Source organism: Pseudomonas sp. F007 (genome assembly GCF_057814275.1).
Genome location: NZ_JBVATA010000005.1, coordinates 68651 through 81230, shown reverse-complemented (window position 1 = coordinate 81230; position 12580 = coordinate 68651). Strand labels below are relative to the sequence as shown.

At 63.4% G+C, this 12580-nt stretch carries 5 protein-coding genes; all 5 read right to left on the bottom strand.

Going from position 1 to position 12580, the window contains the following annotated elements:
• Nucleotides 1-31: 31 nt before the first annotated feature.
• The 5 genes from ACZYR5_RS13290 to ACZYR5_RS13270 all read right to left on the bottom strand — a co-directional run bounded on the left by ACZYR5_RS13290 (nt 32) and on the right by ACZYR5_RS13270 (nt 12453).
• Nucleotides 32-2113, bottom strand: coding sequence for a putative bifunctional diguanylate cyclase/phosphodiesterase (locus ACZYR5_RS13290; RefSeq protein WP_489090431.1), 2082 nt, complete (start codon nt 2111-2113; stop codon nt 32-34).
• Between the two features lie 1352 nt (nt 2114-3465).
• On the bottom strand, nt 3466-4935 hold the full coding sequence (locus tag ACZYR5_RS13285) for an efflux transporter outer membrane subunit (RefSeq protein ID WP_489090430.1): 1470 nt from the start codon (nt 4933-4935) through the stop codon (nt 3466-3468).
• A complete protein-coding gene (locus tag ACZYR5_RS13280; protein WP_489090429.1) occupies nt 4932-8039 on the bottom strand; it encodes an efflux RND transporter permease subunit in 3108 nt (1035 codons plus the stop codon). Before ACZYR5_RS13280 ends, ACZYR5_RS13285 begins: the two co-directional genes overlap by 4 nt.
• Nucleotides 8036-11140 (bottom strand): MdtB/MuxB family multidrug efflux RND transporter permease subunit, encoded by a 3105-nt coding sequence (locus ACZYR5_RS13275; RefSeq protein ID WP_489090428.1) that lies wholly within the window; start codon nt 11138-11140, stop codon nt 8036-8038. The genes ACZYR5_RS13280 and ACZYR5_RS13275 overlap by 4 nt, the downstream gene beginning before the upstream one ends.
• A complete protein-coding gene (locus ACZYR5_RS13270) occupies nt 11137-12453 on the bottom strand; it encodes an MdtA/MuxA family multidrug efflux RND transporter periplasmic adaptor subunit (protein WP_489090427.1) in 1317 nt (438 codons plus the stop codon). Before ACZYR5_RS13270 ends, ACZYR5_RS13275 begins: the two co-directional genes overlap by 4 nt.
• Nucleotides 12454-12580: the final 127 nt, after the last annotated feature.

The window sequence follows — 12580 nt, the reverse complement described above, 5'->3', positions numbered from 1 at the left end:
GCTTCTACAGAAGTCCGGGCCCCATCGTTATCTATCCAACCAGCGGCTGCTGCCCCCGATTGATATTGGCCATGAACCCATCAGCCGGCAACGGATGCCCCAACAGATAACCCTGCAGCGAATCGCAGCCCAGCTGCGTCAGAAAATCCTGCTGCACCCCGGTTTCCACGCCTTCGGCGACAATCCGCAAGCCCAATGCCTGACCTAGGGCGACGATGGCCGAGACGATCGCCGCGTCGTCGCTGTCGCGTTCCAGATCCCGCACAAAACCACGGTCGATTTTCAACTCGTTGGCCGGCAAGCGCTTGAGGTACATCAGGCTGGAATAGCCAGTACCGAAGTCATCAATCGACAAGTCCACGCCCATATCCGACAACTGCTGCAACACCGCCATACTGGCATCGGCGTCGCTCATGGCGGTGGTTTCGGTGATTTCCAGGGTCAGGCTGTTCGCCGGCAAGCCGTGGCTCGCCAGGGCCATGGCCACGCTCTGGACCAGACCGGCGTGGCAGAACTGCAAGGCCGACAGGTTCACCGCAATTCGCCAGTGGCTGAAACCCTGCTGGTGCCAGATGCGCATCTGCCGACAGGCTTCGTTGAGTACCCATTCGCCCATCGGGATGATCAACCCGGTTTTTTCCGCCAGTTCAATGAACTTGTCCGGCATCAGCAGCCCCTGGGTCGGATGCTCCCAGCGCAGCAAGGCCTCGGCGCCGACCGGCTGACCGTTGCTGGCATCGAACTTGGGCTGGTAATGCAGGCGGAACTGCTGCTGCTCCACCGCGCTGCGCAGGTCCTGCAGCAACTGCAGGTGACGCCGTGCATCAGTGTTCATCGACGCATCGAAGAAACGATAGCCGTTCTTGCCGGTGCCCTTGGCGTGGTACATCGCCGCGTCGGCGTTCATCAGCAGTTCTTGCGGAGTCAGGCCGTTGCCCGGGTACACCGCGATGCCAATGCTGGCGGAGATCTGCAGGTCATGTTCGCCGACCCGGAATGCCTGGGAGATCAAGCCGACCTGGCGCGCCGCCAGGCGCAAGGCATCGGTGGGCTCATTGAGTTGCACCAGCAGCACGAACTCGTCACCGCCGATCCGCGCCAGGGTGTCGTGGCTGCGCAGGTCCTCGCGCAGGCGCAGGCTGACTTCGCGCAACAGCTGGTCGCCCATGTGGTGGCCAAAGGCATCGTTGACCGGTTTGAAGCCGTCCAGGTCAATGAACATCAGCGCGAAACAACCGCCCTGCTCCTGGGTCATGTGCATCGCCTGATCGATGCGGTCAGCCAGCAGGATGCGGTTCGGCAGCCCGGTGAGGGTGTCGTGCAGCGCCAGTTGGGTCAGCTCACGGTTGGCCAGGGTCAGGGAGTTGGCCAGCTCGGCGGTACGTGCTTCGAGGCGCGCATCGAGAATCGAGGTCAGCAAGGCAATGCTCAACACCGCCAGGGTGGTGACCAGTACCAGGTTGTCCAGGCCCTTGCCACTCAAGCCATTGAGCGCCGCGCCACAGAAGCTGCCATCGGCAAAGCGCGCCGCGGCCATCCCGGTGTAGTGCATGCCGACAATCGCGATGCCCATGATCACCGCCGCGCCGCCGCGGGCGAAACGCACGTACGGGGTGTTCTGCCGCAGACGGAAGGCGATCCACAGCGCCGCAGCCGAGGCGCCGACGGCGATCAGCAGCGAGGCGCCGAACAGGCTTGGGTCGTAGTCGATCCCCGGGGTCATGCGCATCGCGGCCATGCCGGTGTAGTGCATGGCGCTGATGCCCGCGCCCATGACCAAGGCGCCAAAGCCCAATTGCCACGCCGGCAGTTCGGGCTGGCTGACCAGCCACAGGGCAAAGCCGCAGGAGCCGATGGCGATCAGCAGCGACAAGGCGGTGATGGCGAAGTCATAGCCCAGGTCGATGGGCAGGCTGAAGGCCAGCATGCCGATAAAGTGCATGGACCAGACGCCAACGCCCATGGCCAAGGCGCCGCCGGCCGTCCATAAATGCACCGCCCGCCCCTTGGCAGTGGCGATGCGCCCGGTCAGGTCCAGAGCGGTGTAGGAAGCGAGGATAGCCACGCAGAGCGAAATCAAAACCAGGGCGGGTGAATAGGTACCGATGAGCATCAAACTTCTCGACTATGCCTTGCCGTACTGCGTCCGTGCGGGAGGGCGAAAGCCGTCGATTGTACTGATTCCAATGGCGAACGCACCTGCTAAGTGAGCAAAATGCCATTAGTGTGTGGGAAAGATGTAACAGGGTGGCGGGCTGGCTGGCACTGCGTCGGGAACAACATGTGCGCACACCGCAAAATCCCGTAGGAGCCAGCTTGCTGGCGAAGGCGCAGGGACAGCCGACATCATCTGTGGCTGACGTACCCTCTTCGCTGGCAAGCCAGCTCCTACGGGGATTGTGCGAGCACCACGGAATCTGTGGTCGACGCAAAATTGTAGGAGCCAGCTTGCTGGCGAAGGCGCAGGGACAGCCGACATCATCGGTGGCTGACGTACCCTCTTCGCTGGCAAGCCAGCTCCTACGGGGATTGTGCGAGCACCACCGAATCTATGGTCGACGCAAAATTGTAGGAGCCAGCTTGCTGGCGAAGGCGCAGGGACAGCCGACGTCATCGGTGGCTGGCATACCCTCTTCGCTGGCAAGCCAGCTCCTACGGGGATTGTGCGAGCACCACGGAATCTGTGGTCGACGCAAAATTGTAGGAGCCAGCTTGCTGGCGAAGGCGCAGGGACAGCCGACATCATCGGTGGCTGACGTACCCTCTTCGCTGGCAAGCCAGCTCCTACGGGGATTGTGCGAGCACCACCGAATCTGTGGTCGACGCAAAATTGTAGGAGCCAGCTTGCTGGCGAAGGCGCAGGGACAGCCGACGTCATCGGTGGCTGGCATACCCTCTTCGCTGGCAAGCCAGCTCCTACGGGGATTGTGCGAGCACCACCGAATCTATGGTCGTCGCAAAATTGTAGGAGCCAGCTTGCTGGCGAAGGTGGAGGAATAGTCGACGTCATCGGTGGCTGGCATACCCTCTTCGCTGGCAAGCCAGCTCCTACGGGGATTGTGCGAGCACCACCGAATCTATGGTCGACGCAAAATTGTAGGAGCCAGCTTGCTGGCGAAGGCGCAGGGACAGCCGACATCATCGGTGGCTGACGTACCCTCTTCGCTGGCAAGCCAGCTCCTACGGGGATTGTGCGAGCACCACGGAATCTGTGGTCGTCGCAAAATTGTAGGAGCCAGCTTGCTGGCGAAGGCGCAGGGACAGCCGACATCATCGGTGGCTGACATACCCTCTTCGCTGGCAAGCCAGCTCCTACGGGGATTGTGCGAGCACCACGGAATCTGTGGTCGACGCAAAATTGTAGGAGCCAGCTTGCTGGCGAAGGCGCAGGGACAGCCGACGTCATCGGTGGCTGGCATACCCTCTTCGCTGGCAAGCCAGCTCCTACGGGGTTGACGTCCGTTCCTATAGATCAGGCTCCAGCTTGCCATCCCAACCACCACCTAACGCGGCAATCAAATTGACACTGGCAATCAGCCGGCTTTGTTGCAGGGTCAGCACGCTGCGTTCGTTGCTCAAGGCCGTGGCCTGGACCACGACCACGTCGAGGTAGGCGATCAGCCCGGCCTTGTACTGGTTCTGGATCAGCCGCAGGGATTCGCGGGCGGCGTCCAGGGCTTGCTGGCGAACCACGGCCTCGTCGCCCAGCACCCTGAGCTGCACCAGATAGTTTTCCACTTCGCGGAAACCGTCGAGCACGGTCTGCCGGTAGGTGGCCACGGTCTGGTCATACAGCGCTTCGTTACGGTCGACTTCCGCCGAACGCTGACCGCCGTCGAACAGCGGCAGGTTGAGTTTCGGCCCCACCGACCAGAAGCGGTTCGGCAGGCTGATCAGGTCGGTCGAGGTACTGCTGCTGTAGCCGCCGGACATGCTCAGGGTCAGGTCCGGGTAGTACGCGGCCTTGGCCACGCCGATATTGGCGTTGGCGGCGATCACCGAGCGCTCCGCCGAAGCGATGTCCGGACGGCGCTCGAGCAATTGCGACGGCAGGCTCACCGGCACGTCAGGCAATACCGGAATGTCCTGGGTCTCGGCCAGGCTGAAGGCAGCCGGGGCCTGGCCCATCAACACGGCGATCGCGTTTTCGAACTGCGCACGCTGCCAGATCAGGTCGATCATGTCGGCCTGGGTGCTTTTCAGCTGGGTCTGCGCCTGAGCCACCGCGTCTTTCCCGGAAACCCCGGCGCGGTACTGGTTCTCGGTCATTTTCAGCGAGCGCTGGTAGTTTTCCACAGTGGCTTGCAGCAGGCGCTTCTGCTGGTCGATCACCCGCAGTTGCAGGTAATTCTGTACCAACTCCGATTGCTGGCTCAGGCGCATCGCCGCGAGGTCGGCATAACTGGCTTCGGCACTGGCTTCGTTGGCTTCCAGGCCCCGGCGCAGTTTGCCCCAGATGTCCGCCTCCCAACTCACCCCAAGCTGCGCGTTATAGGTGTCGCGGATACCGCTGCTGGAACTGCTCAAACTCGAACTGCTGCTGCCGGTGCCTTGGCTGGAACGGGTCTTGCCGACGCTCAGGTCCACCGACGGATAAAACGCCCCGCGCGCGCTGGCCACCAGGGCCTGGGCCTGACGGTACTGGGCCTCGGCCTGGGCGACAGACTGGTTGGAGCTGTTCAGTTGCTCCACCAGGGCATTCAGCTGACGGTCGCCATACAACTCCCACCAGGCACCGCGGGCCAGGGAGTCGCTGGGGTTGGCCTGGCGCCAGCCCTCGGCCTGCTTGTACTGCGCCGGTTCTGCCACCGTTGGCCGCTGATAGTCCGGGCCGACCGCGCAGGCGCTGAGCAGCAGCGCACTGAGGGACAGGCTCAGCAGACGCGAGCCACGGGCCGCGAGCACGCGCTGGTTGAAGGGATAACGGTCGGTCATAGCGCAGTTTCCAGAGCAGCATCGGTACGAACCCCACGCCAGCGGTTGACCCGATGGCGCAGACGGTCGAGATAGAGGTAAACCACCGGGGTGGTGTAAAGCGTCAGCACCTGGCTGAAGATCAGCCCGCCGATAATGGTCAGACCCAGCGGCTGGCGCATTTCCGCGCCCTCGGCGCTGCTGAGCAGCAACGGCAAGGCACCGAGAATCGCCGCCAGGGTAGTCATCAGGATCGGTCGCAGACGTAACAGGCAGGCGCTGCGGATCGACTCCAGCGGCGGCATGCCCTGGTGCCGCTCCAACTCCAGTGCGAGGTCGATCATCAGGATGGCGTTTTTCTTCACCACGCCGATCAGCAGGAACAGGCCGAGCAAGGAAATCAGGCTGAATTCACCGCCCAGGGCATAGATCGACAGCAAGGCGCCGACCCCGGCCGACGGCAAGGTGGAGAGGATCGTCAGCGGGTGCACGTAGCTTTCATACAGCACCCCAAGCACCAGATACACCGCGAGCAAGGCGCCGAGGATCATGAACGGCTGACTCTTCTGGGTCGCGGCAAACGCATCGGCGGTGCCGGCCATCTTGGCGATCACTTCCTCGGGCAGGCCGAGCTTGGCAATCGCCCGCTCGATGGCTGCGCCGCCCTGCTCCACCGTGACGCCTTCGGCCATGTCGAATGAAATACTCTCCGAAGCGAACTGCCCTTCGTGGCTGACCCGGTCGTTTTCCAGGCTGTTTTCGTAATGGGCAATGGTCGACAGCGGCACCCGCGCACCATCCGCGGTGATCACCTGCACCTGATTGAGGGTGATCGGATCGCGGGCGTACTTCGGATTGACCTCCATCACCACCTGATACTGGTTGAGGCTGTCGTAGATGGTCGAGATCTGCCGCTGGCTGTAGGCGTTGTTCAGCACCGAGGTGACCATCGCCATGTCGATCCCCAGGCGCTTGGCCTGGTCGCGGTCGACCACCAGGGTCACCTGCGCTGCGCCGCTGCCTTCGCGGGCATCGATGGCGGTCAGCTCCGGCAGTGCCTTGAGTGCGGTGACCACCTTCGGGTACCACTCGCGCAGCGCTCCCAGATCACCACTCTGCAGGATGTAACTGTACTGCGACGATTGCTGCTCGCGGCCGCCGCCGAACTGCAGGTCCTGGTCGGCCATCAGCATCAGTTGCGCGCCGGGCACCTTGGGCATTTCCTTGCGCAGGCGCTCGATGACTTTCTGCGCCGAGATATTGCGCTCCTTGATCGGCTTCAGACGCACCAGCATGAATGCGTTGTTGGTGCCGTTGCTGCCACCGATAAAGCCGGCAACGCTTTCCACCGCCGCATCCTTGAGCACCGCACGGCGAAAGGTTTCCATCTTCGGTTGCATCACAGTGAACGACAGTCCGTCGTCGCCGCGCACGAAGCCGATCAATTGCCCGGTGTCCTGCTGCGGCAGGAAGGTCTTGGGCACCACCACGTACAGCGCGACGTTGACGCCGATGGTGATGAACAGGCTGAACAGGGTCAGGCGCGGATGGCGCAGGACCCAGTCGAGGCTGCTGGCGTAATGCTTGACCATCCAGTCGTTGGCCTTGCGGCTGCCGCGCTGCAGGCGGTTTTCCTGGCCCGGTACGTGGGGTTTCAGCCAGCGTGCGCAGAGCATCGGGGTCAGGGTCAGGGAAACCACCAACGACACCACGATCGACGCCGCGAGGGTAATCGAGAATTCGCGGAACAGGCTCTCGATGATCCCGCCCATGAACAGGATCGACAGGAACACCGCCACCAGCGAGACGTTCATCGACAGCAACGTAAAGCCGACCTCCTTGGCCCCCAGATACGCCGCCTTCATCGGCGCGATGCCTTCGTCGATATGCCGGGAGATGTTCTCCAGCACCACGATGGCGTCGTCCACCACCAGGCCGGTGGCGAGAATCAGCGCCATCAGTGACAGGTTGTTCAACGAGAAGCCGTAGAGGTACATCACCGCAAAGGTGCCCACCAAAGACACCGGCACCGCCAGGGTCGGAATCAGCGAGGCGCGGAAATTGCCGAGGAACAGGAACACCACCGGGATCACCAGGGCCACGGCAATCAGCAGGGTCATTTCCGCTTCGTGCAAGGTGGCCTTGATCACCGGCGAGCGGTCCATGGCCAGGTTGAGCTTGACGCTGGCCGGCAGCACCGCCTGCAACGCCGGCAGTTGCGCCTTGATCTCGTTGACCGTCTCGATGATGTTGGCGCCGGCCTGGCGGTTGATCACCAGCAATACCGCCGAGTCGTCGTTGAAGAAACCACTGTTGTAGCGATCCTCGACGCCGTCGCTGACCTTGGCCACGTCACTCAGGCGCAACGCTGAGCCATTCTGGTAGCGAATGATCAGCGGCTCGTAGTCCTTGGCCTTCTCCAACTGGTCGTTGGCCTGTACCTGCCACATCCGCTGATCGTCCTCGATCGAGCCCTTGGGCCGGCGCACGTTGGCGTTGGCAATGGTGGTACGCACTTCATCGAGGGCCACGCCGTATTGGTTGAGCAGTTGCGGTTCGAGTTCGATGCGCACCGCGGGCAAGGAGCTGCCGCCGATCTGCACTTCACCGACGCCCGGCACCTGGGACAGGCTCTGGGACAGGATGGTCGAGGCCAGGTCGTAGAGCTGACCCTTCTCCAGCACATCCGAGGTCAGCGACAGCACCATGATCGGCGCCTGGGACGGGTTGACCTTCTTGTAAGTGGGCATGCTGCGCATACCGCTGGGCAGCAGGTTGCGCGAGGCGTTGATCGCCGCCTGCACTTCCCGCGCCGCGCCATTGATGTCGCGGTCGAGGTCGAACTGCAGGATCACCCGGGTCGAGCCCTGGCTGGAACGGCTGCTCATGGTGTTGACCCCGGCAATCGCGCCGAAGGAACGCTCCAGTGGCGTGGCGACGGTGGACGCCATGACCTCCGGGCTGGCACCGGGCAGGCTTGCCTGGACCACGATCACCGGGAAATCCATCTGCGGCAGCGGCGATACCGGCAGCAAGCCGAAGCTCACCCCGCCCAGCAACATGATCGCCAGGCTCAGCAGCATGGTGGCTACCGGGCGCTTGATAAAGGGTCCGGACAGGTTCATGGCTGCTCTACCGACTCCAGCGTCCGCGGCGCAGGCCGCCAGCGCCGCCCCAAGCGATCAAAGTACAGATAGATCACTGGCGTGGTGAACAGGGTCAGCACCTGGCTCACCAGCAGCCCGCCGACCATCACCAGGCCCAGCGGCTGGCGCAACTCGGCGCCGGAGCCGCTGGCGAGCATCAATGGCACTGCACCGAACAGCGCCGCCAGGGTGGTCATCAGGATCGGCCGGAAGCGCAGCAGCGCCGCCTGGTAGATCGCGGTCGCCGGGTCCATGCCCTGGTTGCGTTCGGCTTCGAGGGCAAAGTCGATCATCATGATCGCGTTCTTCTTGACGATGCCGATCAGCAGGATGATGCCGATGATCGCGATCATCCCCAGGTCATTGCCGCTGAGCAGCAAGGCGAGCAAGGCGCCGACCGCCGCCGAGGGCAAGGTCGAGAGGATGGTGATCGGATGGATGTAGCTCTCGTAGAGCACCCCGAGCACGATGTACATGGTCACCACCGCCGCCAGGATCAGCAGCAAGGTGCTCGACAGCGATGCCTGGAACGCCTGGGCCGCGCCCTGGAACTGGGTCTGCACACCCACCGGCATGCCGATGTCCTTCTGCACTTGCTCGATCAGCTCCACCGCGTGCCCCAGGGCAACGCCGGGGGCCAGGTTGAACGACATCATCACCGCCGGGAACTGGCCGATATGGGCAATCGACAGCTGTGCCTGGCGTTCTTCGATGCGCGCCAGGCTCGACAGCCGCACCTGGCCGCCATCGGTGGTCTTGACGTAGATCTGCTGCAGCGCCTGCGGGCCGATCTTCTCGCCGTCCTTGGCCTGCAGCACCACTCGGTACTGGCTGGCCTGGGTGTAGATGGTCGAAATCTGCCGCTGGCCGAAGGCGTCGTAGAGTGCGTCGGTGATGTTGGCCACCGACACGCCAATGCGCGAGGCGGCGTCACGGTCGATCACCAGGTACACCTGCAGGCCCTTGTCCTGCAGGTCGCTGGCGACGTCGGTGAGTTGCGGTTGCTGCTGCAGGGCCTCGACCAGGCGCCCGCTCCACTCACTGAGCAAGGCGGCATCCGGCGAGGACATGCTGAACTGATACTGGGTGCGGCTGACCCGGTCCTCGATGGTCAAGTCCTGCACCGGCTGCATGAACAGGCGGATGCCCACCAGCTTGTCCAGTTGCGGCTGCAGGCGCGCGATCACCTCGGCGGCGCTGAGGTCGCGTTCCTTGTGCGGTTTGAGGTTGATCAGCAAGCGGCCGCTGTTGAGCGTGGCGTTGTCGCCGTCGACGCCGATATAGGAAGACAGGCTTTGCACCGCCGGGTCCTGCAGGATGATGCTCGCCAGTTCCTGCTGGCGCTGGCTCATGGCGGCGAAGGACACCGATTGCGGCGCCTCGGAAATGCCCTGGATGACCCCGGTGTCCTGCACCGGAAAGAAGCCCTTGGGCACGATCAGGTAGAGGAACACGGTGAGGCCAAGGGTGGCGATGGCCACCAGAAGGGTCAGCGGCTGGTGCTTGAGCACCCACTGCAACTGACGGCCGTAGGCGGCGATCAACCAGTCGATCCAGGCACCGCTGGCGCGGTAGAAACGCCCCTGCTCTTCAGGCTTCGGCTCACGCTTGAGCAAGCGCGCGCACATCATCGGCGTCAGGGTCAGCGAGACCACCAGGGAAATCAGGATCGCCACCGCCAGGGTGATGGCGAATTCGCGGAACAAGCGGCCCACCACATCGGCCATGAACAGCAGCGGAATCAATACCGCGATCAGCGACAGGGTCAGGGAGATCAGGGTAAAGCCGATTTGCTTGGCGCCCTTGAGCGCCGCCTGCAACGGGCTGTCACCCTCCTCGATGAACCGCGAGATGTTTTCCAGCATGACGATGGCGTCATCGACCACGAAGCCGGTGGCGATGGTCAGGGCCATCAGGGTCAGGTTGTTGACCGAGAAACCGGCCAGGTACATCACACCGAAGGTGCCGATCAGCGACAGTGGCACGGCAATCGACGGGATGATGGTAGCGCTGGCCCGACGCAGGAACAGGAACGTCACCATCACCACCAGGGCAATGGCGATCAGCAATTCGTGCTGCACATCGGTGACCGAGGCGCGGATGGTCTGGGTGCGGTCGGTGAGGACCGTAACGTCAAGGCCAGCCGGCAGGTTGTCGGTGATACTCGGCAGCAGCGCCTTGATCCGGTCGACCACCTCGATCACGTTGGCCCCGGGCTGGCGCTGGATGTTCAGCAGCACCGCCTGGTTCTCATTGGCCCAGGCCGCCAGGCGCTCGTTCTCGGCGCCGTCGACGATGGTCGCGACGTCCTTGAGCCGCAACGGCGCGCCATTCTTGTAGGCGAGGATCAGCTCGGCGTAGTCCTTGGGCGAGGTCAACTGGTCGTTGGCGTCTAGCATCGAGACCCGGGTCGGGCCGTCGAAGTTGCCCTTGGGCTGGTTGACGTTGGACGCGGCAATCAGGGTGCGCACGTCCGCCAGGTTCAAGCCGTTGGCCGCCAGGGCCTCGGGGTTGACCTTGATCCGCACCGCCTGGCGCTGGCCGCCGGCAATGCTGACCATGCCGACGCCGCTGATCTGGGCGATTTTCTGCGCCATGCGCGTGTCGACCAGGTCATTGAGCTTGGGCAGCAGCATGGTTTTCGAGGTGATGGCCAGGGTCAGCACCGGGGTGTCCGCCGGGTTGACCTTGTTGTACACCGGCGGCGCCGGCAGGTCGCTGGGCAGCAGGTTGCTGGCGGCGTTGATCGCGGCCTGCACTTGTTGCTCGGCGACGTCCATGTTGATGTCGAGGTTGAAACGCAGGGTCAGCACCGAGGCGCCGCCGGAACTGGTGGACGCCATCTGGGTCAGGCCGGGCATCTGCCCGAACTGGCGCTCCAGCGGCGCGGTGACCGCACTGGTCATCACGTCCGGGCTGGCACCGGGGTACAGGGTCATGACCCGGATGGTCGGGTAATCCACCTGCGGCAGTGCCGAGACCGGCAGCAAGCGGTAGGCAATCAGGCCGGCCAGGACGATGGCCAGCATACTCAGGGTGGTCGCGACCGGTCGCAGGATGAACAGGCGGGAGATGTTCATGCGCCGCCCTTATGCGCCTTGCCGTTGGCCTTGGCTGCAGGGTCGGTATCGCCGGCCTGGCTGTGCAGGTTGTCGGCCGGGGTGGCCGGGACCTGGTTGCTGTCGTTGACCACTTCGACTTCACTGCCTTCCTTCAGGCGGTCGGTGCCCTCCAGCACCACGCGGTCGCCGGGCTTGAGGCCTTCGGTAATCACCGTGTGGTCACCGTCGCTGGCGCCGATTTTCAAGGGGCGGATGGTGACTTTCTTGTCACCGTCCATGGCGTAGACGAAGGTGCCGTTGGTACCGAATTGAATCGCCGCCGATGGCGCGAGGATCACCGATTTCAGGGTGTCGGCCAGCAGGCGCACGTTGACGAACTGGTTGGGGAACAGCGCCTGGTCGCGGTTATCGTAACGGGCCTTGAATTTCAGGGTGCCGGTGGTGGTGTCGATCTGGTTGTCGAGGCTTTGCAGGACACCGTTGGCCTGCAACTTGGTATCGCCACGGTCCCAGGCTTCGACCGGCAATTTTGCGCCGCTGCGATAACGGGCGAGCACCACATCCAGACTGTTTTCCGGCAGGGTGAAGGCGACGCTGATCGGCTGGGTCTGGGTGATGATGGCCAGGGCCGTGGTGTCGTTGGCCGCCACCAGGTTGCCGATATCCAGCTGGCGCAGACCGACGCGACCAGTGATCGGCGCGCGGATCTTGGTGAATTCCAGGTTGAGCTTGGCGTCGTTGACCGCCGCCTGGTTGGTCTTTACCGTGCCCTGGTATTGCCCCACCAGCGCCGCAGCGGTGTCCAGGGTCTGCTTGGCGATGCTGTCCTCGGCGTACAGCCCGCGATAACGCTCAAGGTCGACCAGGGCGTTTTTCAGTTGCGCCTGGTTCTGCAGCAGGGTGCCTTCGGCCTGGAGCAAGGCGTTCTGATACGGACGCGGGTCGATCTCGGCCAGCAGATCGCCGGCCTTGACCATCTGCCCTTCCTCGAAGCTGATCTTCACCAGTTCGCCGCCGACCCGGCTGCGCACATTGATGGTGTTCAGCGCCGTCACGGTGCCAAGGGCTTTGTAGTACAGCGGGAAGTCGCCCACTACCGCTGGCGCCACGCGTACCGGCACCGCGCCCGCCGCGCCACCGAAACCGGGGCGCATGCTCCCCGAACGGCCGACGTGGCCGCTCGCCGCCTTTTGTGCGGGAGCGTCCTTGCTGGCGCTGCCGGCCGGCCAGAATTTCCAGCACAGGGCAGCGATGACCAACAGGACCAGCAGGCCGAACAGCCAGCGACGAGAGTGACGGGGAGCGGAAGATTGCATGGAGTGATTAACCATTGGGCGCGTGGGCATCTTTATACGGGAGGCTGAACGATAAGCACTGACGGCCGATTAGCAAAGCGCCTTTACCGGCAATTTACCTTCGGCCTGTTTTTGCGGGTATTCGCTAAATGACTGAAGCACA